Origin of the sequence: Nocardia sp. NPDC051756, from assembly GCF_040681495.1 — a bacterium.
GTDB lineage: Bacteria > Actinomycetota > Actinomycetes > Mycobacteriales > Mycobacteriaceae > Nocardia.
Genome location: NZ_JBFAYV010000006.1, coordinates 732,877 through 758,342 on the forward strand (window position 1 = coordinate 732,877; position 25,466 = coordinate 758,342).

A 25,466-nucleotide genomic window follows, 5' to 3' on the forward strand; every position below is an offset into this window, starting at 1 on the left:
CACCTGTCATGGCCCGTTTCGCGGGAAGATCCGTCATCGTCACCGGCGCCGCCCAGGGCATCGGCGCCGCCTACGCCGCGGCGCTGGCCGCCGAGGGCGCGAAAGTCGTTGTCGCCGACAAGAATGCCGAGGGCGGCCGGGCGATCGTGGAGAAGATCACCGCCGACGGCGGCACCGCGCTGTTCGGTCAGGTCGACGTCGCCGAGCCCGAATCCGCCGCCGCCCTGGCCGAATTGACGGTCGCCGAGTTCGGCGCCATCGATCATCTGGTCAACAACGCCGCCATCTACGGCGAGATGAAACTCAACCTGCTGCTCACCGTGCCGTGGGAGTACTACAAGAAGTTCATGAGCGTGAACATGGACGGCGCGCTGAACATGACTCGCGCGGTCTGGCCGCACATGCGCAAGGCGGGCGGCTCGATCGTCAACCAATCCTCTACCGCCGCATGGACTTACTCCAGCTTCTACGGCCTGGCCAAGGTCGGCATCAACGGCCTGACCCAGCAGCTGGCGTTCGAACTCGGCGGCTCGAACATCCGGATCAACGCCATCGCCCCGGGTCCCATCGACACCGACGCGACCAAGACGGTGACTCCCGCGGCCATTGTCGAGGACATGGTGAACCGGCTGCCGCTCAAGCGAATGGGCACCCCGGCCGATCTGGTCGGCGCATGCCTGTATCTGCTCTCCGACGAGTCGAGCTGGGTCACCGGGCAGATCTTCAATGTCGATGGCGGACAGGTGTTTCGCGCATGACCGACGCCAAGCTCGGCTTCATCGGCCTCGGCGCGATGGGCGCGCCGATGGCCAAACGGCTGCTCGACTGGCCGGGCGGACTCACCGTCTGCGATGTGCGCGCCGAAGCGGTGCAGCCGTACACCGAGGCGGGGGCCGATTCCGCCTCCTCACCGGCCGAGGTCGCCGACCGGGCCACGATCATCTCGGTCGCGGTGGTGAACGACGCACAGGTACGCGACGTGCTCACCGGCCCCGGGGGGATATTGCGCAGTGCCGCACCGGGAACCGTGGTGGCCGTGCACTCGACCATCAGCGATCAGACCGCCGAGGAACTGGCCGGCGAATGCGCCGCGCACGGTGTCGAATTCGTCGACGCACCGGTGAGCGGCGGCCGGCCGGGCGCGGCGAAAGGCACGCTCGCGGTGATGGTCGGCGGCAGCGAGGCCGCGTTCGAGCGGGTGCAAGCGCCGTTCGGCTGCTTCGCCGACCTGATCGTGCACGCCGGACCGGTCGGTGCCGGAACCCGAATGAAGCTGGCGCGCAACCTGGTCCACTTCGTCTCCTTCACCGCCGTCACCGAGGCGCTGCGCCTGGCCGAGGCCGCCGGGCTCGATATCGCCCTGCTCGGCAAGGTGGTTCGTCATTCCGACGCGGTCACCGGCGGACCCGGCGCCATCATGCTGCGCAACACCGCCGCCCCCATCGAGGACGGCGACTTCTGGCTACCGATCTTCCAGCACGTGCGCGACCTCGGCGAGAAGGACCTGAGCCTCGCCCTCGACCTCGCCGGCCGGCTCGACATCCCGATTCCCCTCGCCGAACTCGCCCTCGACCGGCTCGGCCCCGGGCTCGGCGTCGGCGTCTCCGAAAGGCAAACCCCATGACCGACAACGGTTCCGCCGATTCCGCCCGCGAGCGCGGCCTGGCCAAGATGGCCGAGGTGTACGGCACCGAGTTCCAGGACTACCCCGGCAGCCACTTCGCCGTCACCGCCGATCACCTGTTCGCCGACATCTGGTCGCGCCCCGCGCTGTCCATCCGCGACCGCAGGCTGATCCTGCTCGGCGCGCTCACCGCGCAGGGCGCCATCGACACCGCGGGCATCCAGATCGGCGCCGCGCTGCGCAACGAGGAACTGACCGAGGAACAGCTGCACGAGATAGCGGTGTTCCTCTGCCACTACGTAGGTTGGCCGAACGGCACCAAACTCGACCTCCTGGTGGGCACCATTGTGGCGCAACAAAAGAAGGGCGGCCTCGGACATTCGTCCTCGCAAGCGCCCCACGCCCGTCGGCAACAAGCCGAACGCACCGAGTGAAGGACCCGAAACATGTCTGATGCCAGCACCCTTCGCCCGCTGCGCGCGAGCAGCGTCACCGAGTGGGACCAGCAGGCCGACGTCGTCGTCGCCGGTTACGGCATCGCCGGGGTCTGCGCGGCGATCGAGGCCGCCCGGGCGGGCGCCGACGTGCTGATCCTGGAACGCACCGGCGGCTGGGGTGGCGCGGCCGCGATGGCGGGCGGATTCATCTACCTCGGCGGCGGCACGCCCCTCCAGCAGGCGCTCGGCTTCGAGGACACCCCGGAGAACATGGAGACGTTCCTGCTGGCTGCGCTCGGCCCCGGCGTGGACAAGGCCAAGATCGGCGACTACGCCCACGGCAGCGTCGAGCACTACAACTGGCTCGTCGCCAACGGTGTGCCGTTCCGCGAGGCGTTCTGGGGCGAGCCCGGCTGGGAGCCGCCGCACGACGAGGGACTCATGTACTCCGGCGGCGAGAACGCCGCACCGTTCAACGCGATCGCGAAACCCGCTCCGCGCGGCCATGTTCCGCAGATGGCGGACAAGAAGATCGGCCGCAAGAGCGGCGGCTACATGCTGATGAAACCGCTGGCCGAGACCGCCGAATCGCTCGGCGTCCGAGTCGAATACGACCTGCGGCTCGGCCGACTGATCGTGGACGACGACGACCGGGTCGTCGGGGTGATCGCCAAGCGCTACGGCAAGGAGGTGGCCATCCGTGCCGACCGCGGCCTGGTCCTGGCCACCGGCAGCTTCGCCTATCACCAACAGATGATCGAGGGCTACGCACCGCGCCTGATCGGCAGGCCGGCCGCCGCGATCGAGGAACACGACGGCATCGGCATCCGGGTCGCGCAGGCCCTCGGCGCCGAGCTGGCGCACATGGACGCGACCGAGGTGGCCTTCTTCGGCGACCCTCAGCTGATGGCGCGCGGCATCCTGGTCAACGGGCGCGGCCAGCGGTTCATCGCCGAGGACACCTACCCCGGCCGGATCGGCCAGGCGACGCTGATCCAGCAGGAGAACCAGGCGTTCCTGGTCATCGACGAGGCGTCCTACGAGGCCGGACTCGCCACCGAGACCTCCACCCCGTTCTTCCGCCAGCCGCCGACCTGGGCCGCCGAAACGGTGGCCGAACTCGAAGCCGACATGGGACTGCCCACGCTGGCATTGCAGGCCACCGTCGACTGCTACAACCTGCACGCCGCCGACGGCAAGGACCCGTTGCTCGGCAAGAAGCCGGAATGGGTTCGGCCCCTGCAAGGTTCCCTCGCAGCGTTCGACATGCGCGGATTCACCGCGGGTTTCACGCTCGGCGGACTGCGCACCAACCTGGACTCCCGGGTGCTGCACGTCTCCGGCGAGCCGATCCCCGGCCTGTTCGCCGCCGGACGCTGCACCTCCGGACTCTGCGCCGGCGGGTACGTGAGCGGAGCGTCCCTGGGCGACGGCAGCTTCTACGGCCGCCGGGCCGGCATCGCCGCCGCGAAGAACTGAACTACCAGCGGGAGTAGTATCCAGACACATGTCCGAACCCGATTCCGTGATTCTCGAGGCGACCCGCCGCAGGCTGTCCGGGAAACAGGCCGACACCGTCGACAAGCTCACCAGGTCGGCGGTGGAAGTGCTTGCCCGCGAAGGGTTTGCGGGCATGACCATCCGGATGGTCGCCGCCGCGGCCGGCGTCGGGGCGGCCACCGCCTACACCTACTTCTCCTCGAAGGAACACCTGGTCGCCGAGATCTTCTGGCGCCGTTTGGTTTCCACCCCGTCCCCGGCCAGCGACGACCAGGACCCGACCGTCCGGGTGGTCGCCGAACTGCGCAACATCGCGCTGCTCGTCGCCGACGAACAAGAACTCTCCGGCGCGGTGACCAGCGCCCTGCTCGGCCGCGACCCCGATGTGGTGCACCTGCGCGGCCGCATCGGCGCCGAGATCCGCAAGCGGATCATCCGGGCCCTCGGCGAGAACGCGGATCCCGATGTGGTCGAGTCACTCGAATTGCTCTACGCGGGCGCGCTGGTCCGAGCCGGCATGGGCTACGCGTCCTACTCCGAAATCGCCAACCGCATCGAGAAGTCCGCCCTGCTCATCCTGAAATAACGACACCCAGCACCAGCGCCGCCGCGACCAGCACGTCGACCACCGCGCAGAACTCCGCGTACCAGCGCGGCACCATCAGGTCCGCGCGATGATGCGCGAAATCCCACACCGCATGCGCGAGAAAGCCCGAGGCCAGCACCAGGCGACCGGCGGTGCCGTCCACGAAGAGCAGCACCGTCGCGAGACCGATGAAGCCGACCAGCGCCGCAGCCTGCACCAGCAACACCTTCCCGCCGTGCAGGTGCCTGCGATACAGGCCGAACGCCGGGTAGGCGAGCGCGGCGAGGATCAGGACCAGCACGCCGATCCAGGACGCGTCCGGCGCCGCGACGGCGAAGACCAGCACCGTGGCGAGCCCGAGCAATGTCGGCCAGCGCCGCTTCAACACGGCGGACAGCGCGTTCAATACGGGAGCCGCGGTCGCGGTAGACGATTCGAAGACCATGACGTCACCGTCCCCCGGCACAGACCGCAGGACAACGGTTCCGCCCGATGATGTCCGAAATCTTGGGAAGCCGGTCGATCGACGTACCCTGGACGGGTGCAGGCGCACGAAGTCGTCATCGTCGGTTACCACGACAGCGAGCTGGTCGAGATCTCCGCGGTCTCCAGCTGCATGGACGTGGCGAACCGGCTCGGCGCCGATCCGCAGTACCGGGTGCGGCTGGCCACGCCCGGCGGCCACGACATCAGCACACAGTCGGGACTGGTGTTGCGCGGCGAAGCCTGCCTCGAACGGCTCACCGGACCGCTGGACACCCTGATCGTCGTCGGCGGATTCGGCAGCCGGATCGCCGCGGACAGTGCCCGCACCGTCGGCCATATCCGCCGCCTCGCCGCGGCCAGCACCCGGGTCGCCTCGGTCTGCACGGGCGCCGAAATCCTCGCCGCCGCAGGACTACTCGACGGCAAGCGGATCACCACGCACTGGATCTTCGCGGACTGGCTGGCCGCGCGCTATCCGGCGGTCACCGTCGACGCGGGCCCGATCTACATCCGCCAGCAGAACGTGACCACGGCCGCGGGCGTGACCAGCGCCTTCGATCTCGCGCTCGCGTTCATCGAGGACGATCACGGCGCCGAGATCGCCCGGCAGATCGCCCGGGCGCAGGTCACCTATCTGCATCGACCGGGCAACCAGGCGCAGATGAGCATGTTCGTCGCGCCGCCGCCCGCCGATCACGACCTGGTCCGGCGCGCGGTGGCCTTCATCAACAGCCGCCTCGACCAGGATCTGTCCGCGAGCGTGCTGGCGGCCGAAATCGGGGTCAGCGAACGGCATCTCACCCGATTGTTCGTCGCCGAGCTCGGCCATACGCCGGGTCGTTTCGTCCGCCGCGCACGCACCGAGGCCGCGGCCCAGCTGCTGGCCGGCACCCGGTTGCCGATCGCGGGGATCGCCACCCGATGCGGGTTCGGCTCGGCCGAGACGCTGCGGCAGGCGTTCGTCGATCGCTACGGCACGTCGCCGTCTCGTTTCCGGGTGGCGTATGCGGCGACCGACGATCAGGATTCGGCGGGGATCGGCAGTTCGGTGAAGCCGAAGGCGACGAGCTGACGCACCGGGTCGTGGTAACTGACCCATTCGCAGATCTTGCCGTCGCGGAAGCGGAAGATATTGACATAGTCGTTGCGATACGGCCTGCCGGTTTCCCGAACGACCATGTCGCCCTTGACCTCGACCAGGAAACTGTCGGGGTTCAGCATGGGTTCGACCTTGACCACCGATTGCGCGGTGGACGAGTAATTGTCCATTGCACCGTTCAATTGCCGCAGATTGTCCTTGCCTTCGCCCTGATTCGGGAAACCCGGCAGCTGGTACGGGATCGACATCCGCACGTCGTCGGTGCACAACTCGTAGAGCTTCTCGTACTGCGTCGCCGAGATGAACTCGTAGAACTGCCCGATCATCGCGATCTTGCGTTCGCGCTCGTCGTCATACATATCCATCACAGCCTCTCGATCAAAGGGAACCGCATGGTCTCTGCTGAGACTATCAATTAATACGACCGATCGATCGTTTTGTGACTGTCCTCACGCACCTCACTACTCTATCTGTTCCTCTGGCGCCACAGTCGGTGACTTCTATCCCGATGCGCCGAAATCGAACCCCGGTGCACCCCTTGCTCGTATCTTTGCCGTAGGCAGCGCAGATCGGAGTGGATAGTGCAACCAGGTGGGCTTATCGCGGACTACGTGATCGTCGGCGCCGGATCCGCGGGCGCGGTGCTGGCCAATCGACTCAGTGCCGATCCGAATACCTCGGTCGTGCTGCTGGAGGCAGGACCGGCGGACAAGAACAAATTCGCCCACATTCCGGCCGGCTTCGCGAAACTCTTTCGCTCCGAAGTGGATTGGGATTATCTGACCGAGCCGCAGCCGGAACTCAAGAACCGGCAGATCTATTGGCCGCGGGGCAAGATGTTCGGCGGCTCGTCGTCGATGAACGCGATGATGTGGGTGCGCGGATTCCGCGCCGACTACGACGAGTGGGCATTGCTGGCCGGCGACGAGTGGGGTTTCGCGGCCGCGGTCGAGCAGTTCCGGCGGATCGAAAGCGTCGAGGACGCACAGTATCCGGACGAGGGCGCCAACGGGCCTTTGCACATCTCGCGCCAGCGCAGCCCTCGCTCGCTGACCGCCGCGTACCTGGCCGCGGTGCGGGAGGCGGGTTTCGACGTCGAGCCGCCGAATCGGCCGGAGCCGGAAGGCTTCAGCGAAACCATGGTCACCCAGCGCGGCGGCAAGCGCTGGAGTACCGCCGACGGCTACCTGCGGCCCGCGCTGCGCCGACCGAACCTGACCATCCGCAGCGAGGCGCTGGCCACCCGGGTGCTGTTCGAGGGCACCCAGGCGGTCGGCGTCGAATACCACCAGGGCGGCGGCCCGCACACGGTCACCGCGCGGCGCGAGGTGGTGCTGTGCGGCGGCGCGATCAACAGCCCGCAGCTGCTGATGCTTTCGGGGATCGGCGACCGGGACGAGTTGGCGCGCCAGGGCATTCGCGCGCTGCGGCACGCGCCCGAGGTGGGCGCGAACCTCCAGGACCATCTGGTCACCGGCGTCGGCTACGGCGTGGCCGAGGACTCGCTGTTCGCCGCCGAGAAGCCGCGCCAGCTCATCGACTACCTGGTCCGGCATCGCGGCATGCTCACCTCGAATGTCGGTGAGGCGTACGGATTCGTGCGCAGCCGGCCCGATCTGGACCTGCCCGACCTCGAAATGATCTTCGCCCCGGCGCCGTTCTACTACGAGGGCCTGGTCGACCCCACTGAGCACGGCGTCATCCTGGCCACCGTGCTGCTGCGCCCGCACAGCCGCGGCCGGATCACCCTGGCCTCGGCCGATCCGGCCGCCAAGCCGCTGATCGACCCGCGCTACCTATCCGACAGCGCGGGCATCGACCGCGCGGCACTCATGTCCGGCCTGCGCACCTGCACCGACATCGCCGCCGCCCCGGCGATGAAAGCCGTTCTGGGACCGATCATCTACCCGCCGCAGGCTCCGGCCGAATTGGAAGCCACCCTCGAACTCACCCTGAACGGCTACTCGCACACCCTGTATCACCCGGTCGGTACCTGCCGGATGGGCACCGACGTGGCCAGCGTCGTCACGCCACACCTGGAAGTGCGTGGCGTGCAGGGTCTTCGCGTCGCCGATGCCTCGGTGATGCCGATGCTCATCCGCGGCCACACGCACGCGCCCGCCGTGTTCATCGGCGAGCAGGCGGCCAAGTTCATCCAGAACGGGTAGTTCAGGACGCGACGAACAAGACCAGCGACGCGGCGGCCAAGGCCAGGTAGGGCATGGGATAGGCCAGGTCGCCGTAACCGCGGGCGCGGACGATGGTGAGGATCGCGCCGAGGAAATAGAGGACGAGGCAGATAGCGGCGGCCAAGCCCAGTGGCGGGACGGCGAGTCCGGCGAGCAGGCCGAGTGCGCCGGCCGCCTTGATCACCGCCAGCGGATACAGCGTCCAGTCCGGGATGCCGTAGCTGCGCATGTTGTTCCGCACCCATTGCGCGCGGAAGACGTCGATGCCCGACGCGATGAGCATGGCGGCCGCCGCGGCGATGGTGACGATGACGTAGGCGATGGACATGGGTGACACCCTCCTGTTTCGTGCTGCGACCGGTCTGCGATCGTGATGGCAGATCGGCGCTGTGTGCTGGTCGACCGTGTGACGGATGACGGAACGGAAAGGTGACCGATGCCCGCTCAGGACCTGCTGGCGCAGCGTTTCGACACGCATCGGAGCCATCTGCGGGCGGTCGCGTATCGGATGCTCGGGTCGGTCAGCGAGGCCGATGACGCCGTGCAGGAGGCCTGGTTCCGGCTGGCGCGGCAGGACACCGACGAGCTGGACAACCTGGTCGGCTGGCTGACCACGGTCGTGTCGCGGATCTGCCTGGACATGCTGCGCTCGCGCACCGCCCGCCGCGAGGAACCCCTGGACCTGGTCGCCGACTTGGGCGACGCCGCCTACGACAGCGACCCGGAACACGAGGCGGTGCTGATCGACTCGGTCGGCCGGGCCCTGCTGGTGGTCCTGGATACGCTCGGCCCCGACGAGCGGGTGGCGTTCGTGCTGCACGATCTGTTCGCGCTGCCGTTCGACCAGATCGCGCCGATCGTCGGGCGGACCACGCCGACCACGAAGAAGCTGGCCAGTCGCGCGCGTCAGCGGGTACAGGGTGAAACAACCGCGACGGCAACCGAACTCGCCGAGCAACGGCATGTGGTCGAAGCGTTCCTGACCGCGGCGCGTGGCGGCGATCTCACCGCCTTGCTCGCCGTGCTGGCCCCCGACGTGATCCGGGTCGCCGACCCGGCCGCGCTGCCGGCGGGTCTATCGGCGGTGGTGCGTGGCGCTGCCGCGGTGGCGAAGGAAACGGTTCTACTGCAACGTCGTTCGCGGGTGGCGGCGCTGGCGATGGTCGGCGGCGCGGTCGGCATCGTCGTCGCACCGCGCGGCGAACTGCTGCTCGCCCTTGCGGTTACGGTGCGCGACGATCGGGTCGCGGGCTACGAGGTGATCGCCGATCCCGCCCGTCTGCTCGAACTCGATCTGGCGGTGCTCCCCCAATAGCACTGGGCCGCACCGCAACCGCTACAGCGCGGGCACCCGGGCAAACCCGACCGGCGGCGTCGGATTGGGCCCGGTGGGCAGGACCGGCCGAAAATCGGGCATGGCCGGCAGCACGTCCACATTGCGCGCCGCGTAGCAGCGAACCTTGGGCAGCGCGCGCAACACCTCGGCGCGTTCGACCGGCTCGTCATCGATGAAGCCGATGGTGTCCAGCGTCAACCCGAGCGTGAGACCGATCCGGCTGATCGCCGAAGACTTCGGCCCCCAGCCGATTTCGAGGGCGGAGAACATCTCGTAGACGCCGTGCCGGTAGAGCTTGTCCAGCGTCCACTCGCGATCGCCGCGACTGGCGACGGCATGCCAGATGCCCCGCTCGCTGAGCAGGCGTAACGTGCGCAGCGCGGTGGGCCGGAGCGCGCCGCTGGTCCGGTCGCTCACCGCGCCGTCCCACAATGTGTTGTCCAGTTCCCAGACAAGACATCTCAGAGCCGGTCTCATGTGTCCTAGCCCCCTATCGCGTCGTCTCTGCCTTCCCTGGCGTGCACGTGCGGCAGATGGGTACAGCTCACCCTCTCCGGCCCGGCACATGCCCGGCAAGCCCCTGGTTCCTGGGACAAGCCCGGCGCAGCGATCCTACCGAAAGGGCCCGCCACACTCCCGGCAACCGACAGAACCGGCGGTACCGGATTTACCGGACAACCGCTGTGACGCAACACAACCACCAACCGACCAGTCTCTGATGGCCGTCATAGAACCCGCGTAATCGATCCGCAGCAGGTATGGACCGTTTAGTGTGAATGCGCCGCACAGCTATCTCCCGGGGGCGGAAGGAAGTCGTCAATGTCGATCGACAACTCAGCACGGCAGAGCCTGACTCTGGCAGGCAGGCCGATGTCGTCCCCGCTCAAGGATGTTCGCGCGTTATCGCGGCAGATGGTCGGGCACTTCGTCGAAAACGTCATCCCCTGCGGCACGCTGCCCGCCGACGCGATCTCCGGCGACGTCACCACCATCACCAGGGTCTGCCTCGAGTTCGCGGTCAGTATGCTGGACGGCCAGGACATTCCGGAGAAGTTGCAGCGCCTCCAGGACGCCGCCTCCAGCTGGGCGCGCGAGGGCGTGCCGATCGACACCATCCACCACTCCATCCACGAGGGCTTCAAGATGGGCCTGGACCTGGTGATCTCGGATGCGTCGATCAAGGACTACGACAGCCTGGTCGACGGCGCCAAGATGGTGCTGGAGATGCTGGACATGATCAGCTCGGCGGTCTCGGTCGCCTACATCCGGGAACTGCGCGCGGTGGTCAGCGAGCACCACACCGCGGTGCACACGCTGACCTCCGCGCTGCTCGGCGGGCACAGCACCTCCACCATGGCGCGCGAATGCGGGATCGCCATCGCGACCTCGTACGCCGTGCTGGCCGTGGCGATTCCGCCGCATCGGGAGGAACACAATCCGATGCTGGACAGTCAGGTCGTCGCGCGCCGCAAGCTCAGACGGGTGCAGGCCGAACTCGCCACCCGCTGCGGCGACAGCGCGTTGTCGCTGCTGAGCGTCGACGGCGGCACCATCCTCATTCCCGCGGCCACCTTCGACAACGCGGGCTACGACGCCCTGGTGATCCAGCTGTCGCACGCCGCACAGGTCGGCATCACCGCGACCATGATCGATGGCACCCCCGAACAGATCCCCAACGCCGCCGACCAGGCCCACGAGCTGCTCGACATGGTGCAGCGGCTGGAGGCGGTGCCCGGCCTGTACCGCTTCGACGAACTCGCGCTCGAATACCAGCTCACCCGCCCGGGCCCCGGCCGCGAGTACCTCGGTCAGCTGCTCGACCCGCTCGACGAGCACCCGGAACTCCTGGAGACCTTGCAGCGGCACATCGCCAACAACCTCAACCGCCAGCGCACCGCCCGGGTCCTGCACGTGCACACCAACACCGTGGACTACCGGCTCAAGCGCATCGGTCAGCTCACCGGCTTCGACCCATCGCAACCGTCGGGGCTGTGGTACCTGCGATCAGCCCTGGTCGCGCGTAGCTATCGGACGACATGAGGTCGCTCTCGAATTCGACTGTGGCATAGCGTCGCGTACCGAGTGGCGAACCGACGACCACCTCGCGGTTCGCCACGCCGCGCAGCGTGGGGCAGCTCGCCTCGGACGCAAGAGGATGCTCAGTGACCAGCGCATCCACCGACGTAGCCAGCCACGGGAGCTGCTCGGCCAGCGCGGCAGTGGAGCGGCCCGAGTAGAGCAGGATGTCGGTGGGACGGGTCGAGTCCGCACGCCAGCAGTTGATTCCGTCGAGCAGGGCGCGCAGCGCCACGGGATGGCCGGTCGGTTCGCTGCCGGAGATCGTCACGCCGTCGAGCTGCTCGGCGGGCAACTCCCGCAGCCAGTCGAGTATCGCCTCGACGCCGCATCGGGTGGATTCGTCGAACACCCAGGTGTTTCCGGCGAGGCAGGCGCGACAGAAGACCCGGCAACCCGGCAGCCAAATGCCGGCCCGAATTCCGTAACCGATGTTCCCGACCGGAAAACGCAGGTGCGACAACAGCATCGTTGCTCGGTCCGGGTGCCGACTGGAGTGCACGTTCATCTCTCCTGAGTCTTGCCGCGGGGCGGCGGAGCGGCCCCGCGTCCTCACCTAGTGAGCCTCGTGGCGCCGATGCCTGCTGTCTGTCCGCCGAACACTCGACATCACTCCATGATCGAGGATTTCGGCAACAACCATTCCCGCGTAGGCGAAGTCAAAATAGGTAAATCGAAGAAATTCTGGGAAATAATGATCAGGTCAGTGGATACCATATTTCGCGGGACAATGCGTAATTGGGCGTCGTGAAGTTTCGAACAGTACGAACGGTGACGTTGCGGCACCGGCAGCGCTCCCTGATCACCACTGGCACAAGCGGATTCGGACACCAGATCATGGAACCGACCGGTCGATATTAGCTTACGCTGTACGAATTCGGGTTCCGCATCGCCATTCGATCATCATTCGTTCCGGGCCGGAGTAGTGCGCAAAGCGAATAAGTGAACCGCCCGACTTGGCACCTTCGGGACCGAGTGATTTAATTCCATTCATGGTGATCCGTCGACTGCTCACTATGGCGGGGGTGGCCGTCACCGACCTGCCCGGCCCGTACGCGACGCCGGGCACGGTGCGCCGGATCGGCATCGTCGAAGACCACCAGGCGGTCGCGGTCGGTTTGGCCGCGATCCTGTCCGACCAGCCGGACCTCACCGTGGTCGCGATCGCACCGACAGTGCCCGAACTGCTCGCGCAGGCAACGGATCTCGACCTGGCCATCCTGGATTTGCGCCTACCCGACGGCTCCAGCCCGCGCGCCAACGTCGAGATGCTGCACAACCTCGACATCCCAGTCCTCGTCTACACCACCGGCGACTGGCGCGACCTGATCCGTTCGGCCGCCCGGGCCGGCGTGCTCGGCGTCGCGTTGAAGAGCGACCCGGCCGAACGCACCACCGCGATGATCCGCGCCGCCGCGTCCGGCAGGCAGGTCGCGACGATGGCCTGGGCCTCGGCCATCGACAGCGACCCGGCGCTGACCAACATCGACCTGCCGCCGCGGCAGCGAGACGTGTTGGAGCACTACGCGAACGGCGAGACCGCGGCCTCGGTGGCGCACAAGCTCGGCCTGTCCGAGCACACGGTCAACGACTACCTGAGCCGGATCCGGCGGCGCTACGCCGAGGCCGGGCGGCCGGTCCGGTCCCGCGTCGACCTCTACCGCGAGGCCAAGCGGGACGGCTTCATCGGCGGCGACCCACGGCCCCGATGATCGAAACGGCGGTGCCCCGGCGCAGCGCCGAAGCCCGCCTGGTCCGTGGCGCAGGCCTTTTCGTCGGGTCGGGTGGGCTGTTCTATGCCGCCCTCACCGTGCCGACCGCGCTGACCCAGTCGACACTGGCCGCCTCCTGGTGGACACCGTTCGCGATCGTCGTGATCTACCTGCCCGCCGTGTTCATCGCGGTCGCGGCGCTGGGCTGGCGCTTCGATCTGATGCGTTGCGCGGTACTGGTTTTCGCGTTCGGCTATCTGTTCGCCGCGATCAGCTGGCTGGTCGTGCGGGTCGACGCCGTGGTGCCGCCCGAGCAATCCTTGTGGATCACTTGGATTCCCGGCCTGCCCGCGGTCGCGCTCGCACTGTTCTGGCGGCGCATCCCGTTCGGCTATCTCGTCCTGGCCGCGGCGATCGATCAGATCGATGCGGCGTATGCCCGCGGGCCGGACGCACACAACCCGATCGTGCCGGATTTCCTGTTCGCCGTGGCCTATTCGGCCCTCCCCTGCGCGGCGTGCGTGGTCCTCGTCCAGGTCGGGCGCATTTTGGATCAGACCTCGAACATGGTCCGCGCGAAGGCCACCGCGAGCGCCGCCGGCGAGGCGCGCCGCTTCGAGCGCAAACGCTTCGACGCCCTGGCGCACGACTGGGTGATCGCGACGCTGCTCGAGGCCTCGCGCGCACCTAATTCCGCCGTGCTGACCCACCACGCCGATGTCACGTTGCGCGACCTCGAACGGCTGCGCGCCGGACAACCCGCGCAGGACAACCTCGCCCTCGATCAGGTGGTCGCGAGCATCCGCGCGACCGCGGCCGAGGTCGACGACTCGGTCGAGTTGCACACCGACCAGGTCGCCGGCGTCGCACTCACGGTGCCCAGCGATGTGGCGACCGCGCTGGCCGCCGCGGTCGGCGAGGCGCTGCGCAACTGGCAGCGGCACGCCGGTTCGCCGACGCGCGAGGCGGCCTGCGCGGTGCTGGTGACCGCCGATGCCGAATCGGTGCAGGTCGATGTGGTCGACGACGGGGTCGGCTTCGATCCCGCCGCGGTCCCGCCGGACCGAATCGGGTTGCGCGCCAGCATCATCGACCGGCTCGCCGAGTTGCCCGGCGGCTGGTCGGCCATCGATGCGGCGCCGGGTCGCGGCTGCCGGATCAGCACCGGGTGGGTGGCATCATGATGGCGACCCGGACCGTGCGCGACGACGTGCGCGACATCCTCGGCATGCGGACCCCGGCGGCCTGGCTGCTGTGCTGCCTGTTCGCCGTCGCGATCACCTCGGAGGCGTTCGCCGCCGACGACGGCATCCGGGACATCCGGTTCACCGCGGTCGCGGTGGTGCTCATCCTGGCCGCGGGCACCGTCGTGCTACTCGCGCCGGGCGATCCGCTGCCCGCCCGGTTCGCCGTGCCCGCCGCCGTGGCGGCCCCGCTCGCCGCCGGGCTGGCCATCTGGCAGCTGCCGGTGCCGATGGCCAACTCGACGCAGATCTGGTTCCTCGGTGCGGCGTCGGCGTTCCTGAATTTCCTGTGCGTGCGCGGCGCGCCGATCTGGGCGTGGGCGGGCGTGCTCGGGCAGATCGTCATCTGCGCGTCGTGGACCATGCACACCGGTCAGGGCTGGCTCACCGGCGTCGGGTTCTCCTTCATCAACCTGACCCCGCTGCTCATGGCGACCTTCTTCGCCAGAGTCGTTCGCCCGATGGCGCATTCGATTCTCGCATTGCGCCAGCAGGACACCGACCGCGCCGCCGCCGAGGCCGCCGCGCAAGCCGCCCAGCAGGAGCGCGACGAGCGGGTCGCCCGGTTGGACAGCGCCGCGCGGCCGCTACTGGAGATCATCGCGTCCGGCCGTCAACTCACTGCGCACGAGCAGGCGGAGTGCCGGCTGGTCGAGGCCGAGTTGCGCGATGACATCCTGGGCGGTGTGATGATCGATGACTCGGTCGGCGCCGCGGCCCGTTGCGCGCGACAACGCGGAGTCACCGTCGTGCTCGACGACGGCGGCGGCCTCGACGAGGTCGACCCGGAGCTTCGGCAACAGGTGCGCACCGTCTTGCGCGACGCGCTCGACTACGCCGACGGCGGCACCGTCACCGCCCGAATACTGCCGCCGGGCCGCAGCACTTTGGCCTCGATTCTGTTGCGCGACAACGGTGAACTGCGGATCGAGGTCGAGGCCACCGGGGCGGTCCGGTCCGACCTGGACGACCGGCAATTTGTTCGCGAAGCGAAGCAAGACCCCAGACCTAAGGGCTGAGAGCTGGGGAATTCCCAGGAACGAAAACGGATCATATATTCAGTGGGCACATCGGTTATTGGTCTGCAACCTTCGGGGAGGTGCGGTACCGGCGCCGACGGACACTGCATGAAGCGGGAAAACTGATGACTTCCATCGTTCCGGATCCCCGATCACACCCGTACCAGACGAGAGTGTGGCGCGACCCGCACCTGTCGGCGCGGGAACTCGAAGTCCTGGTCGCCTGGGTCAAGTGCGACTCGAAAACCCAAGTGGGAAAACAGCTCTACCTCTCGATCGGCACGGTCAACACGCACATCACCCGCATTCGCGGCAAGTACGCGGCGGTCGACCGGGCGGCGAACACCAAGGCGGCGCTGGTGGCGCGGGCCCTGCAGGACGGCCTGATCGAGCTGGACGAGTTGTAGTCGCACTGCGCCACTGTCTTTCTCTCGATTCGACGCTAACACCGCGATAGCCACGCCGAAATCATTCGAACGACCGATGCGAATCGAGCGTGAACCCCTGCCACCGGCAGTGGTGTCGGACGATTGACCGACAGACAACGATGCCGAATCGTGACATCGTCAGGGTTCGCGGACGAAACAGACCAGGTATGCCGGCGAACACCGCGCCGTTGTGCAGATCCGTTACGCCCACGATCTTCTCGGGCATTGAAGACCGCATGCGGAAGGTGTGGGGACGGATCGTGAACCGACGACAAACGTATGAGGTGACTGTTTCAGCCGGGGATCTAGCGGCGCTCATCCTGGCGGTGCACGAGGCCGCCGGCCAGTCGGGGGGCCCTTCGGCGCGCCGCTGGCGACACGGCAACGTCGTCGGCATCAGCACGCCGCGGGTGCGTGACCTGCCGCTGGCGACCGTGCGCGCCAAGCACGTCGTCGCGCGCAGACCGGTCGCGGCGATCACCGCCGCGCTGCACCGGACCGTTGCCGTGGATGTCGTCTTCACCCTGGACGACGACGTGGCCTGCGCGCAGTTCCATTGCGCGACAACGCACTCCGAGATCACCCTGGCACAGGAGCGGACCTGGGCGGAGTATCTGTCGACCAAGACCTCGGCGGCGCTCATCGCGACCGGCATCACCACCAGCCTGTCGGCCGGCTACGTGCACGCCGCCGAGGTGGGGTTACAGGTGTCCGGCACCGCCGATCAGCCACGGATTGAAGGTGCAGGCGAGGTCCGGGTGGCCGGCCGGGTCGAGGGCGCGCAGTGCGATGGAGAGGGCGCGCGGTGAGTACATCAGCGTCTGGTGATCGGAGAGGTCGAGTTCGCAGCCGTCCTGAAGGGTGATGTTCTGCACCGACGCGCCTCGGCTCGGCCGCAGGAAGGTCAGGTTGTAAGGGGTCATGATCTCGTCATAGCGGGTGCCGACGATCGTGTAGTCGATGCCGGAGATGGTGTCGCCGTCGGCATTGAGCCGATTGACGAAGTCCGAGCCGATGGTCTGCTCGGCGACCGCGTGCCCGACCACGATCGAGCTGGCGCCGACGGCGTCGATGCCGAGGGTGTTGATGGCGCGGCCCAATGCGGCGATGCCGTCGATGGTGGAGCCATGATGCGTTGCGCCGAAGGTGATCAGGTTGTGCACCTTGTCCGCGCCGCCCTCGAACTTGGTGTACCAGTTGGCCATTGCGCCGCCCTGCGAGTAGCCGATGAGGTCGACGGCGGGCGCGCCGGTGGCCGCCAGCACGCGGTCGACGAAGGTAGCCAGCTGTTTCGCCGAGTCCTCGATATTGCCGGTGCCCATCACGCCGGGCAGTAGCGGCGGGAGCCCGCCGCCTTGCGCCGGGTTGGCGCGGCCGTAGTTGAAGGCGAAGGTGCAGAAGCCCGCATCCTTGATCGGCTGGCTCATGAACGCGAAACTGTTGTAGGCGTTCATCCAGGTGCCGTGCAGCAGCACCACGGGGCGGCGATGTTCCGCGGTCGGCTTGCAGGTCCAGTCGTTGGCGCCCGGTGGCGCGGCGTCCGGGTTGAACAGGCCGTAACCGAAGGCGGACAGCCAAGACGGTTGCACCGGGCCGGAACCCACTGTATCGCTGGCGAATCCGCCGGACAGGCCGGCGCTGAAGCCGTAGTCGGTGATGGCCGTGCCCCGCCCGCGCGCGTCGATGCGGTCGGCGATGCGCTGTTCGATCGACTCGTCCGGGGCGGCGTGCGCGACCGGGCCGGCGACGCCGAGCAGGAGCGCCGTGACGCCCAGCAGGACGGCCACGATCGATGATCGGCTGGAGGTCCGTCGTTTCATTGACACAGGCAAACACCGAATCATGGAACGGATATAACCACGTCGCCAATGGCACGTAAATCTCGTCCAGATTCGGTAAACCTCTTCCAGATTCGGTGAAAACGCCCTGGTCCGAACAGCACAGTGCCCATCGGGCGGCGCGTGCGGTCGCCGCCCGATGGGCACGTTCGCCACGGACATGGGGTACGGAACTGAGGGCGGGGTTGAGGACCCGTTCTGCGCCCGCGGAACCCGTGACGGTGGCGCATCCGCCGGAACAGGCAGTGAGGGTTAGGGTTTCGCCTGTTCCGGCGCGATGCACGTCTATTCGGGTGCTACAGCCCGCCTCCGCCGCCGATCAGCCACGGGTTGAAGGTGCACTCCAGGTTGGGATGCCCCACCGGATCGAGGGCGCGCAGTGCGATGGACAGGGCGCGGGGCGAGTACATCATCGTCAGATGGTCCGAAACGTCTTGTTCGCACCCGTCCTGGAGGGTGATGTTCTGCACCGTCGCGCCGGGGCCCGCCTTCAGGAAGGTCAGGTCGTACGGATTGGTGACCTCGTCGTAGCGGGTGCCGATGACCGTGTAGTCGACGCCCGAGACGGTGTCGCCGTTGGCGTTGAGCTGGTTGACGAAATCCGAGCCGATGGTCTGCTGGATGCCCGCGTGGCCGACGAAGATCTCGATGAAGCCGAGGATGTCGATGCCGAAGTTGTTGATCGCCCGGCCGAGCGCGCCGATCCCGTCCAGCGACGTGCCGTGATGCGTCGCGCCGAGGGTGACCAGGTTCTTCACCTTGGCCGCGCCGCCGTTGAACTTGGTGTACCAGTTGGCCATCGCGCCGCCCTGGGAGTGCGCGACGATATCGACCTCCGAGGTCCCGGTGGCGGCCAGCACTCGATCGACGAACGTCTCCAGTTGCTTGGCGGAGTCCTGGATGTAGCCGGTGCCCATGACCCCGGGCAGCACCGAGCCGAGGCCGCCGCCCTGGATCAGGTTGGACCGGCCGTAGTTGAAGGTGAACGTGCAGAAGCCCGCGTCCTTGATCGGCTGGCCCATGAACGCGAAACCATTGTACGCGTTCATCCACGTGCCGTGCAGCATCACCACGGGCCGCGGATGCTCGGCGGTCGGCTTGCAGTTCCAATCGTTGGCGCCCGGCGGCGCGACATCGGGGTTCAGCAGGCCATAACCGAACGCGGCCAGCCAGGACGATGCCGCCGGGCCGTAACCGACTGTGTCGCTGGCGTATCCGCCGTTCAGCCCGGAGCTGCTGCCGGAGCCGCCGAAGCAGTTGCCGGAGCCGTTGCCCGAGCCGGCGCCGCTGCCGGAATTGCACGCGGAGCCGGACGAACTGCCGGATTCCGCGACCGGCGCCGCCGGGCGGCCCGCCGCGATGTAGTCGGCGAGTTCTTGTTCCGAGGATTGCACCGCGGGCTCGGCACTCGCACCGACACCGGCGATCCCCATGACCAGCACCGAGACACCCGTGATCACCGCCGCCGTCAGCGATGAACGGCCGAAGGTACTTCGTTTCATTGCATGCCTTCCTACGTCGAGCACAGAATTCGAGTAGCGGCGCCGAGGTATGCCGGTCGACGGCACCGAAACTGCGCCAACGCTAAAACCGAACCGGCGGGCAACCCACCAGACGACGCGGTTCCTGGACAGCTCACCAAAGCCGCTGTCGCGGTTAGTTAAACGGCACAGTCCAGCCCCGGAATACAGCTCGGTGAGGAATAGTCACAGTGCAATCGACGGGCACTTACCGCAGTCCACAAGGGCACGTGTCTTTCTCTAAGCGCCGGCCGTGCACGACGGTGAGGTGTCCAGATAAGTGACGGAATTATGGAGCGAATAGCCGTGGCGGCCGACCATGGGTGAATCTTTTCCAGCCAGCGGCGCGACGCCGGTGGCAAACCCCGGGAGATCGCCATGTTCGCTGCTGTCTTATCGAACTACCGCGGCACCGCGGGCACGGTACGGCGCGCCGCCCGCACCCTGTTCGGCGCCGTCGCCGTCGCGGCCGCCTTGGCGCACCTGCCCGCCGCCGTCGCCGACAGCACCGGCTCGGCCGACGTCGCCCTGCCGGATGTCCTGCGCAGCCTGGTTCCGCCGACGCCGGAACCCCTGCCCGCACTGCACGGTCCGGCCACCGCGATCGTGGTGCTCGGCTACGGCCTGCTGCCCGACGGCACCATGCGCCCAGAACTGGTCGACCGCCTGCACGCCGGATTCGTGCAGGCCCTGCTCGCGCCCGCGTCGCCGATCATCGTCACCGGCGGCAACCCGCACAACGGCGTCACCGAGGCCCGAGCGATGGCGGATTGGCTGGTCCAGCACGGTATTCCAGCCGAACGAATCCATCTGGAACCGGACGCGGACTCGACCGTGCAGAACGCCGAACGGTCCGCGCGGATCATGCACGCGATCGGCGCGCGCGACGCCGTGGTGGTCACCTCGGCCGACCATATCGACCGGGCCGTCGGCACATTCACCGCCGCGGGCGTCCAGGTCGTCGGCGCGGTCACGCCCGATCAGGTGCCGCGCCTCACGTGGCAATTCGGTCCCGGTTCGTAAAAGGAGCAAATCATGCGCGATATTTCTATGAATGCCGCCGAACAGGTTCAGGCCTTGGTCGATCGCCGTTATCGTTCGACCACGCCGTATGACGTGAGCCGGAAAAAGATTCGCGAATTCGCCCGCGCCGTCCAGGATTATCATCCGGCGCATTGGAGCGCGGACGCCGCGGCCGATCTCGGCTTTCCCGGACTGCTCGCGCCTGCCACCTTCTCTTCGATCATCCTGAGCCGGGTGCAGCGGGAAATACTGGATACGGTGCTCACCGGCTATCGATCTTCCCGGATTCTGCACGCCGACCAAGTTCTCGATCTCGGCCGACCGTTGGTCGCGGGCGACCGGCTGACCTGCGACATCTATTTCGAATCCGTCCGGCATTTCGCTGACTACGACGTGCTGTCGATCAAGAGCGTGCTGGTCGATCAGCACGGCGAGCCGGTGCAGACCGGCTCGACCGCCCTGCTGGCCCGGACCGGGCTCGCGGATCCGCGGTTGGCGGAGACCGTGCGCGGCCTCGTTGTGCGGGACTACTCCCCCGCCGGGCCCGGGCAGTCGAGCGCGGACCTGGTCGTGCCGCCGTGTGGAAGCCGACTACCTTGCAGCACTGTCGATTTCGATGCGCTCACGGTCGGCACCGAGCTGCCGCCGCGGATCGTTCGGCTCTCGCACGGCGATCTGGCGAACTACGCGGCCGTGGTCGGCGACACCGATCCGGTCGGTTGCGATGACACGACGGCGAGCGGGCTCCCGTCGGCGGTCGCGCCCGGCATGCTCAAACTCGGTATGGCAGCGGCGTTTCTGAGTTCCTGGCTGGGTGATCCGGCCGCGGTCACCAGGTTTCGCGCGCAGTTCGCGCATTACACGCACTATCTGCGGATTCCGCAGTTCGCGACGAGCACGATCGAGTTCACCGGCCGGGTGACCTCACTCGATATGCGCCGTCGTCGCGCCACCATCGCGATCGATGCCCGATCTGACGGGCGCAGGCTCTTCGGTTACGCCGCGGCGGAAGTCCGCTTCCCCCTTGGCGATTGATCAGAGCGCGGCACCCTCGGCCTTGAGCAAGCCCACCAGCCGGGCCAGCCGCCGATGTGACTCCAACCGGGCGGCGCGATCGTAAGTGCTTGTGTGCACCAGGATTTCGTCGGCGCCGGTCTTGGTAACCAGGCGCTCCAGCTGATCGGCGACCTCGTCCTCGGTGCCGTGCACCTGCCCCAGCAGCGCTTCCTCGAAGATCCGGCGCTCCCGATCGGTCATGGTCAGCGTCTCGATCTCGGCGGGCGGGATCAGCGTCGGGAATTCGCCGCGGGTGCGGGAATACGCGTTCGACCACGCCTCCGGCAGCAACAGCCGGTGCGCTTCCTCGGTGGTATCGGCGATGACGACCGAGCCCGACACCATGACGTAGGGCTCCGCGCCCCACGCGGTGGCCTGGAATTCGGCCCGGTAGCGCTCGATCGCCTCGACCATCCGGTCCAGCCCGCCCACCGCGGCGATGACCAGCGGCAGCCCGAATCGCGCGGCCCGCTCCGCACCCGAACCGGTGGCCAGCAGGAACGCCGGAATCCGCAGGCCCTCGGCGGGCCAGCCGTGCACGCCGTTGCGGCCGTGGTCGAAGTAGTCGAGCAGCTCGCTCAGCTGGGCGTCGAAGTCCTCGGCGTCGCGCTTGTCGTGCCCGAGCGCGCGCCGCACGCCGTCGGTGAACCCGACCGAGCGGCCGAGGCCCATGTCGATCCGCCCTGGATACAGCGATTCCAGCACGCCGAACTGTTCGGCGACGATCAGCGGCTGATGGTTCGGCAGCATCACCCCGCCGGTGCCGATCCGGATGCGTTCGGTCGCCGCCGCGGCGGCCGCGGCGAGCACGGTCGGCGCGGAACCGGCCACGCCGGGCACGCTGTGGTGCTCGGACACCCAGAACCGGTGATAGCCCCACTCCTCGGCCAGGCGCGCGAACTCGACGGTGTCGCGCAGGGCCGCGGGATGGCTCTGCTCGCGCCGGACGCGGGAGCGGTCCAGGATGGAGAACCGGACGGAGGGAAGTGCCGAGGTCATATCTGTGTCAACGCGACGGGCGGCCGGTGATTCCGCGCTGCGTCGACGGTCACTTCGGCGACGGCAGCTCCAGCGCTTTCGACAGCACTTCCCAGGCTCGGGGCAGCTCTGCCTCGAAGTCGGGCCAGGAGTGCATGCCCGCGGCGTCGTATTCGACGGTGGCAGGGATGTTCAGCTCGTTCAGTCGTCCGGCGAACCGCTCGGTGCACGAGCGCGCGCCGGCCTCCAGCGCCGCGCCGCCGCCGGCCAGGCGCAGTGCGTCGACGATGGTCGGCGATTGCGCGATGGCGACCAGGTCGGCGCCGGTCGGCACGCCGGTCGCGGCGGAGAGGTAGATCGCGGTGCCGCGCAGTTCCTCCGCGCCGAGCAGGCTGTCGTGCTCGGCCCACTCCGGGGAGGTCGGTGGGCCCCACAGGTTCTCGACGTTGCCGCCACGCGAGGCGACGGTGATCGTGGTGACCGCGTGGCCGAGCGGGTCGGCGGTGGAATAGCAGCCGCTCATGCCCGCCACCGCCCGGTAGCGGCCCGGATGTCGTTGGGCCAGCATCATTGCCGCCTGCGCGCCCATCGAGACGCCGGCGATGGCGCGGCGGCCACTGGACTTCAGCAGCGATTCCACGATCGGCGGAAGTTCTTCGGTGAGAAAGGTTTCCCAGCGGTTGAGGCCGAGGGCGGCATCGTGACGATCCCAGTCGCTGTACATGCTGCCGGTGCCGCCGCTGGTCAGCACCACGTCGACCGGCTTGTCCGCGAAGAATTCCGCGGCTCCGCCCTTGCTCAGCCAGCCCGAGGTGGTTTCGCCGTCGACGCCGTCGAGCAGGTACAGCGTCGGGCGCGGTCCGGCACCGGTGCCGCGCAGCACGTCGACCTCGATGATCCGGCGCATGGCCGCCGACGCGATCCTCAGGTGTTCGCGGCGTGGGCCCACGGTGTCGACCGAGATCAGCCCGGTCCGGGTCATCGCCGGATCGACCGCGGGCGGCGGCGCACTCGGCACGCCGGGGGCGTCCGCGACCGCGGGCACCGCGACCGCCGCGGCGATGACTGCCATCGCCGCCGTGCTGATCGTCCCTCGGTATCTCATCGCGTCGCGGCGGCTCGTTCTGCCTGCCGGGCCGCCACCCGATCCCGTTGTTCCTCGAATCGGGTTGCCTTCTCGGCCAATTCGTCGAGGTAGGCGCTGAGCTGGTCGCGCGCGCGTTCGCCGTCCCCGGACAGGTCGGTGCGCTCGAACACATTCCACGCCCGCAGGACCGGCCGCACCACGACGTCCAGGTGCTGGCGTAGGTCGTAGATGCCGTGCTTGGCCAGCACCACCGCGTTGCGGCGGAAGTTCGGCTGGGTGAGGCCGGGCATCTGGAAGCGCGTGACGATGTCGGTGATGGCACGAAGCGTCTCGTTCGGCATCAGGTCGAGAGCGGCGGCGCTGATGTTGCGATAAAAGATCATGTGCAGGTTTTCGTCGGCGGCGATCCGTTGGAGCATACGCTCGGCGATGGGTTCGTCGCATGCGGTTCCGGTGTTCCGGTGACTGATTCTGGTGGCCAATTCCTGCAATGTCACATAGGCGACCGAACGCAGAAACTGCGGTCCCTTCACCGGTTTCGCGATTCCGGTGGTCATATGCGCCATCCTGGCCTGTTCCAGCAGCACCGGATCGACGGCGCGGGTGACCACCAGATAATCGCGCATGACGATGGCGTGCCGGTTCTCCTCGGCGGTCCAGCGCCCCACCCAGGTACCCCAGACGCCGTCCAGGGAGAACGATTCCGAGATCTCGCGGTGATAGGACGGCAGATTGTCCTCGGTGAGCAGGTTGGTCACCATCGCGGTCCGGGCGACCTCGGTGAGCTTCGATTGACCGGGCTCCCAATCTATTCCGCCCATGGCGGCGAAATTGCGGCCGTCGTCCCAGGGCACATAGTCGTGCGGGTTCCACGCTTTGGCTTTGCGCAGATGCTCGTTGAGCAATCGTTCGGCGACGGGTTCCAGTTCCCGGAGAATATCGGTATCGGTCAACGCGGTCGTCACACGTGCTCCTTTTGCTCGGCGCGGGCAGCGCGGCGAAATTCGACACTAAGCCGGAAAGATCAAGCAGAACGCCCGATTTCGTGATCATTGGTCGAGGTGACGACGGGTATCCGGACTTGCTGGGCCGGATCACAATCGGTCGCCTCGTGCGGATCGGCCACCCGGTACAGGCCGGGCGCCCGGCCCGCGGCGCGGATGCGGTCGAGCAGGTCGTGGGTGCGGGCGGCGAGTTCCGGGATCCGCGCGGTGGGGCCGGTGGCCACCACGGCGGTCAGCGGCACCTCGGCGGCCTCGGTCAGCACGGTCAGGACGTCGGCGGTCATCGATGGGGCGGCGATCCGGGCGGGGCGAATATCGGCCGGTACCAGCACCGTCCCGCCCGCCGCGGACAGCAGCGACAACGCGCGCGAGCCGAGCGGATCGGCCAGTGCGGCCTGCACTCTGCGCAGCTTGCGCCGGGCCGCCGCGGTGCCCGCGCCGGGTCTTCGTTCGTCGGGGTGGGCCGGAATGCTCAGCGCCACCACCTGGTACGCGGGGGCGACGGCGATCCCGGTCTGGTTGACCAGCTCCCCTACCGCGTGTCCGCCGAGCAGTGCGGACACCATCGTCTGCGCCGCGGTTTGATGTTCCCTTGCTACCAAACGATGTTCGTCGACGTAGGCGGTCGAGGCGGTGACCGTCACCATTTCCAGCACCCGCAGAATGAGCTGCGCGCCGGCCACGCCGTCGTCGTCTTCGGTATGTGCCGCAACGAATTCCAGGCCCGAGCGGAGTTCGTCGTGATAGGCCGCGAGCACGGTTTCCAGCGCGACTCCCTCGCGCGCCCAGCGCATTGCCGCACCGGCGATTTCGGTCGGCTCGACTATCCGCGCCGTCGCCCGCGGCGCGAGCGACTCGACCGCCGCCGCCATACAATCCCGCGTGGTCGCGGTGACCTCGCCGGATAGCTCACCGCCCGCCCGGGGCGCCAGGTAGTCCAGCAGTTTCGACGCCAGACTCTCGGAACTCGAACCAACCCGCATAGCCGTCATGACTATCGAAGGCTAGCGACGGATCGTGATCGAATCGGGATACGCACCCGAAATCAGGTAAGTCATCAGCCATCACGTCACTCATTGGGCGAAATCACAAGTACCGGAGCGATTTTCGCCATGTCAACCGTGCTGGACCCGAAGAATTCCGGTAAGGACAGCGTACTCTGCGCACGGCGATTTTCACTTCGCCACGATCCCCGGACCCCCGAAATAATGTGTGACGCAGCGC

General features: G+C 67.8%; 27 protein-coding genes. 16 read left to right on the top strand and 11 right to left on the bottom strand.

Features of this window, described 5'->3' with window-relative positions; genetic code table 11:
* Positions 1–8 precede the first annotated feature (8 nt).
* The 5 genes from AB0M22_RS29490 to AB0M22_RS29510 are packed head-to-tail and all read left to right on the top strand — an operon-like array spanning position 9 to position 4,147.
* Positions 9–758 (top strand): SDR family oxidoreductase, encoded by a 750-nt coding sequence (locus tag AB0M22_RS29490; protein WP_364733639.1) that lies wholly within the window; start codon positions 9–11, stop codon positions 756–758.
* On the top strand, positions 755–1,624 hold the full coding sequence (locus AB0M22_RS29495) for an NAD(P)-dependent oxidoreductase (protein ID WP_364733642.1): 870 nt from the start codon (positions 755–757) through the stop codon (positions 1,622–1,624). Before AB0M22_RS29490 ends, AB0M22_RS29495 begins: the two co-directional genes overlap by 4 nt.
* Positions 1,621–2,058, top strand: coding sequence for a carboxymuconolactone decarboxylase family protein (locus AB0M22_RS29500; RefSeq protein ID WP_364733645.1), 438 nt, complete (start codon positions 1,621–1,623; stop codon positions 2,056–2,058). Before AB0M22_RS29495 ends, AB0M22_RS29500 begins: the two co-directional genes overlap by 4 nt.
* A gap of 12 nt (positions 2,059–2,070) precedes the next feature.
* Positions 2,071–3,540 (top strand): FAD-dependent oxidoreductase, encoded by a 1,470-nt coding sequence (locus AB0M22_RS29505; RefSeq protein ID WP_364733647.1) that lies wholly within the window; start codon positions 2,071–2,073, stop codon positions 3,538–3,540.
* A gap of 28 nt (positions 3,541–3,568) precedes the next feature.
* Entirely contained in the window at positions 3,569–4,147 is a 579-nt protein-coding gene (locus AB0M22_RS29510; RefSeq protein WP_364733650.1) for a TetR family transcriptional regulator, read from the top strand.
* Here the strand turns inward: AB0M22_RS29510 and AB0M22_RS29515 are convergent.
* On the bottom strand, positions 4,134–4,592 hold the full coding sequence (locus AB0M22_RS29515; protein WP_364733653.1) for a hypothetical protein: 459 nt from the start codon (positions 4,590–4,592) through the stop codon (positions 4,134–4,136). The two genes, AB0M22_RS29510 and AB0M22_RS29515, sit on opposite strands and share 14 nt — an antisense overlap.
* Positions 4,593–4,688: 96 nt before the next feature.
* On the opposite strand from AB0M22_RS29515, the gene AB0M22_RS29520 reads away from it, so the two are divergent.
* Positions 4,689–5,705 carry a helix-turn-helix domain-containing protein gene (locus tag AB0M22_RS29520; protein WP_364733655.1) on the top strand — a complete coding sequence of 339 codons (1,017 nt, stop codon included), beginning with the start codon at positions 4,689–4,691 and terminating at the stop codon, positions 5,703–5,705.
* Here AB0M22_RS29520 and AB0M22_RS29525 read toward each other — a convergent pair.
* Positions 5,654–6,097, bottom strand: coding sequence for a nuclear transport factor 2 family protein (locus AB0M22_RS29525; protein WP_364733658.1), 444 nt, complete (start codon positions 6,095–6,097; stop codon positions 5,654–5,656). The two genes, AB0M22_RS29520 and AB0M22_RS29525, sit on opposite strands and share 52 nt — an antisense overlap.
* Positions 6,098–6,313: 216 nt before the next feature.
* Between AB0M22_RS29525 and AB0M22_RS29530 the strand changes: the two genes are divergently transcribed.
* Positions 6,314–7,900, top strand: a complete 1,587-nt coding sequence (locus AB0M22_RS29530) for a GMC family oxidoreductase N-terminal domain-containing protein (protein ID WP_364733660.1) — start codon at positions 6,314–6,316, stop codon at positions 7,898–7,900.
* Between the two features lies 1 nt (position 7,901).
* Here the strand turns inward: AB0M22_RS29530 and AB0M22_RS29535 are convergent, their stop codons facing one another.
* Positions 7,902–8,249 (bottom strand): DoxX family protein, encoded by a 348-nt coding sequence (locus AB0M22_RS29535; RefSeq protein ID WP_364733662.1) that lies wholly within the window; start codon positions 8,247–8,249, stop codon positions 7,902–7,904.
* Positions 8,250–8,357: 108 nt separating this feature from the next.
* On the opposite strand from AB0M22_RS29535, the gene AB0M22_RS29540 reads away from it, so the two are divergent.
* Entirely contained in the window at positions 8,358–9,236 is an 879-nt protein-coding gene (locus AB0M22_RS29540; RefSeq protein ID WP_364733666.1) for a sigma-70 family RNA polymerase sigma factor, read from the top strand.
* A gap of 21 nt (positions 9,237–9,257) precedes the next feature.
* Here AB0M22_RS29540 and AB0M22_RS29545 read toward each other — a convergent pair whose 3' ends face one another.
* Positions 9,258–9,734: an HAD-IIIC family phosphatase gene (locus AB0M22_RS29545; RefSeq protein WP_150401570.1), complete on the bottom strand. Its 477-nt coding sequence runs from the start codon at positions 9,732–9,734 to the stop codon at positions 9,258–9,260.
* A 342-nt stretch (positions 9,735–10,076) separates the two neighbouring features.
* On the opposite strand from AB0M22_RS29545, the gene AB0M22_RS29550 reads away from it, so the two are divergent.
* Entirely contained in the window at positions 10,077–11,297 is a 1,221-nt protein-coding gene (locus tag AB0M22_RS29550; protein WP_364733669.1) for a helix-turn-helix domain-containing protein, read from the top strand.
* Here AB0M22_RS29550 and AB0M22_RS29555 read toward each other — a convergent pair.
* Positions 11,215–11,841, bottom strand: a complete 627-nt coding sequence (locus AB0M22_RS29555; protein ID WP_364733672.1) for a 4Fe-4S cluster-binding domain-containing protein — start codon at positions 11,839–11,841, stop codon at positions 11,215–11,217. The two genes, AB0M22_RS29550 and AB0M22_RS29555, sit on opposite strands and share 83 nt — an antisense overlap.
* 508 nt (positions 11,842–12,349) lie before the next feature.
* On the opposite strand from AB0M22_RS29555, the gene AB0M22_RS29560 reads away from it, so the two are divergent.
* The 5 genes from AB0M22_RS29560 to AB0M22_RS29580 all read left to right on the top strand — a co-directional run bounded on the left by AB0M22_RS29560 (position 12,350) and on the right by AB0M22_RS29580 (position 16,545).
* Complete coding sequence (locus AB0M22_RS29560; RefSeq protein WP_364734045.1) at positions 12,350–13,045, top strand: response regulator transcription factor; 696 nt, start codon at positions 12,350–12,352, stop codon at positions 13,043–13,045.
* Positions 13,042–14,229, top strand: a complete 1,188-nt coding sequence (locus AB0M22_RS29565) for an ATP-binding protein (RefSeq protein WP_364733675.1) — start codon at positions 13,042–13,044, stop codon at positions 14,227–14,229. Before AB0M22_RS29560 ends, AB0M22_RS29565 begins: the two co-directional genes overlap by 4 nt.
* The gene (locus AB0M22_RS29570) at positions 14,226–15,308 is read left to right on the top strand and encodes a hypothetical protein (protein WP_364733677.1); all 1,083 of its coding nucleotides are present in this window, start codon (positions 14,226–14,228) and stop codon (positions 15,306–15,308) included. Before AB0M22_RS29565 ends, AB0M22_RS29570 begins: the two co-directional genes overlap by 4 nt.
* 125 nt (positions 15,309–15,433) lie before the next feature.
* Positions 15,434–15,715, top strand: coding sequence for a helix-turn-helix transcriptional regulator (locus AB0M22_RS29575; protein ID WP_364733679.1), 282 nt, complete (start codon positions 15,434–15,436; stop codon positions 15,713–15,715).
* Between the two features lie 305 nt (positions 15,716–16,020).
* Positions 16,021–16,545: a hypothetical protein gene (locus AB0M22_RS29580; RefSeq protein ID WP_364733682.1), complete on the top strand. Its 525-nt coding sequence runs from the start codon at positions 16,021–16,023 to the stop codon at positions 16,543–16,545.
* Here AB0M22_RS29580 and AB0M22_RS29585 read toward each other — a convergent pair.
* Positions 16,438–17,556: an alpha/beta fold hydrolase gene (locus tag AB0M22_RS29585; protein WP_364733684.1), complete on the bottom strand. Its 1,119-nt coding sequence runs from the start codon at positions 17,554–17,556 to the stop codon at positions 16,438–16,440. The genes AB0M22_RS29580 and AB0M22_RS29585 overlap by 108 nt on opposite strands.
* Positions 17,557–17,870: 314 nt before the next feature.
* Positions 17,871–19,076 carry an alpha/beta fold hydrolase gene (locus tag AB0M22_RS29590; protein ID WP_364733687.1) on the bottom strand — a complete coding sequence of 402 codons (1,206 nt, stop codon included), beginning with the start codon at positions 19,074–19,076 and terminating at the stop codon, positions 17,871–17,873.
* A gap of 396 nt (positions 19,077–19,472) precedes the next feature.
* Between AB0M22_RS29590 and AB0M22_RS29595 the strand changes: the two genes are divergently transcribed.
* Positions 19,473–20,117 carry a YdcF family protein gene (locus tag AB0M22_RS29595; protein WP_364733689.1) on the top strand — a complete coding sequence of 215 codons (645 nt, stop codon included), beginning with the start codon at positions 19,473–19,475 and terminating at the stop codon, positions 20,115–20,117.
* Positions 20,118–20,129: 12 nt separating this feature from the next.
* The gene (locus AB0M22_RS29600; protein ID WP_364733691.1) at positions 20,130–21,152 is read left to right on the top strand and encodes a fused (3R)-hydroxyacyl-ACP dehydratase subunits HadA/HadB; all 1,023 of its coding nucleotides are present in this window, start codon (positions 20,130–20,132) and stop codon (positions 21,150–21,152) included.
* On the opposite strand, the gene AB0M22_RS29605 is transcribed toward AB0M22_RS29600, so the two are convergent.
* From AB0M22_RS29605 to AB0M22_RS29620, 4 genes are read right to left on the bottom strand one after another with little or no spacing between them, the layout of a single operon-like run.
* Positions 21,153–22,172 (bottom strand): LLM class flavin-dependent oxidoreductase, encoded by a 1,020-nt coding sequence (locus AB0M22_RS29605; protein ID WP_364733693.1) that lies wholly within the window; start codon positions 22,170–22,172, stop codon positions 21,153–21,155. It lies immediately after the preceding gene.
* Between the two features lie 49 nt (positions 22,173–22,221).
* A complete protein-coding gene (locus tag AB0M22_RS29610; RefSeq protein WP_364733696.1) occupies positions 22,222–23,223 on the bottom strand; it encodes an alpha/beta hydrolase family protein in 1,002 nt (333 codons plus the stop codon).
* A gap of 29 nt (positions 23,224–23,252) precedes the next feature.
* Entirely contained in the window at positions 23,253–24,203 is a 951-nt protein-coding gene (locus tag AB0M22_RS29615; RefSeq protein WP_364733699.1) for an acyl-ACP desaturase, read from the bottom strand.
* Positions 24,204–24,262: 59 nt separating this feature from the next.
* A complete protein-coding gene (locus AB0M22_RS29620; protein ID WP_364733701.1) occupies positions 24,263–25,234 on the bottom strand; it encodes a transcriptional regulator in 972 nt (323 codons plus the stop codon).
* Positions 25,235–25,466: the final 232 nt, after the last annotated feature.

What these genes read in the sequence shown, in the direction of transcription:
- AB0M22_RS29525 (WP_364733658.1), bottom strand. Translation starts at nt 6,097, where the DNA reads ATGGATATGTATGACGACGAGCGCGAACGCAAGATCGCGATGATCGGG.
- AB0M22_RS29555 (WP_364733672.1), bottom strand. Translation starts at nt 11,841, where the DNA reads ATGAACGTGCACTCCAGTCGGCACCCGGACCGAGCAACGATGCTGTTG.
- AB0M22_RS29550 (WP_364733669.1), top strand. Translation starts at nt 10,077, where the DNA reads ATGTCGATCGACAACTCAGCACGGCAGAGCCTGACTCTGGCAGGCAGG.
- AB0M22_RS29585 (WP_364733684.1), bottom strand. Translation starts at nt 17,556, where the DNA reads ATGAAACGACGGACCTCCAGCCGATCATCGATCGTGGCCGTCCTGCTG.
- AB0M22_RS29620 (WP_364733701.1), bottom strand. Translation starts at nt 25,234, where the DNA reads ATGACGGCTATGCGGGTTGGTTCGAGTTCCGAGAGTCTGGCGTCGAAA.
- AB0M22_RS29515 (WP_364733653.1), bottom strand. Translation starts at nt 4,592, where the DNA reads ATGGTCTTCGAATCGTCTACCGCGACCGCGGCTCCCGTATTGAACGCG.
- AB0M22_RS29590 (WP_364733687.1), bottom strand. Translation starts at nt 19,076, where the DNA reads ATGAAACGAAGTACCTTCGGCCGTTCATCGCTGACGGCGGCGGTGATC.
- AB0M22_RS29535 (WP_364733662.1), bottom strand. Translation starts at nt 8,249, where the DNA reads ATGTCCATCGCCTACGTCATCGTCACCATCGCCGCGGCGGCCGCCATG.
- AB0M22_RS29570 (WP_364733677.1), top strand. Translation starts at nt 14,226, where the DNA reads ATGATGGCGACCCGGACCGTGCGCGACGACGTGCGCGACATCCTCGGC.
- AB0M22_RS29505 (WP_364733647.1), top strand. Translation starts at nt 2,071, where the DNA reads ATGTCTGATGCCAGCACCCTTCGCCCGCTGCGCGCGAGCAGCGTCACC.
- AB0M22_RS29545 (WP_150401570.1), bottom strand. Translation starts at nt 9,734, where the DNA reads ATGAGACCGGCTCTGAGATGTCTTGTCTGGGAACTGGACAACACATTG.
- AB0M22_RS29495 (WP_364733642.1), top strand. Translation starts at nt 755, where the DNA reads ATGACCGACGCCAAGCTCGGCTTCATCGGCCTCGGCGCGATGGGCGCG.
- AB0M22_RS29575 (WP_364733679.1), top strand. Translation starts at nt 15,434, where the DNA reads ATGACTTCCATCGTTCCGGATCCCCGATCACACCCGTACCAGACGAGA.
- AB0M22_RS29600 (WP_364733691.1), top strand. Translation starts at nt 20,130, where the DNA reads ATGCGCGATATTTCTATGAATGCCGCCGAACAGGTTCAGGCCTTGGTC.
- AB0M22_RS29510 (WP_364733650.1), top strand. Translation starts at nt 3,569, where the DNA reads ATGTCCGAACCCGATTCCGTGATTCTCGAGGCGACCCGCCGCAGGCTG.
- AB0M22_RS29540 (WP_364733666.1), top strand. Translation starts at nt 8,358, where the DNA reads ATGCCCGCTCAGGACCTGCTGGCGCAGCGTTTCGACACGCATCGGAGC.
- AB0M22_RS29560 (WP_364734045.1), top strand. Translation starts at nt 12,350, where the DNA reads ATGGCGGGGGTGGCCGTCACCGACCTGCCCGGCCCGTACGCGACGCCG.
- AB0M22_RS29500 (WP_364733645.1), top strand. Translation starts at nt 1,621, where the DNA reads ATGACCGACAACGGTTCCGCCGATTCCGCCCGCGAGCGCGGCCTGGCC.
- AB0M22_RS29610 (WP_364733696.1), bottom strand. Translation starts at nt 23,223, where the DNA reads ATGGCAGTCATCGCCGCGGCGGTCGCGGTGCCCGCGGTCGCGGACGCC.
- AB0M22_RS29605 (WP_364733693.1), bottom strand. Translation starts at nt 22,172, where the DNA reads ATGACCTCGGCACTTCCCTCCGTCCGGTTCTCCATCCTGGACCGCTCC.
- AB0M22_RS29595 (WP_364733689.1), top strand. Translation starts at nt 19,473, where the DNA reads ATGTTCGCTGCTGTCTTATCGAACTACCGCGGCACCGCGGGCACGGTA.
- AB0M22_RS29565 (WP_364733675.1), top strand. Translation starts at nt 13,042, where the DNA reads ATGATCGAAACGGCGGTGCCCCGGCGCAGCGCCGAAGCCCGCCTGGTC.
- AB0M22_RS29490 (WP_364733639.1), top strand. Translation starts at nt 9, where the DNA reads ATGGCCCGTTTCGCGGGAAGATCCGTCATCGTCACCGGCGCCGCCCAG.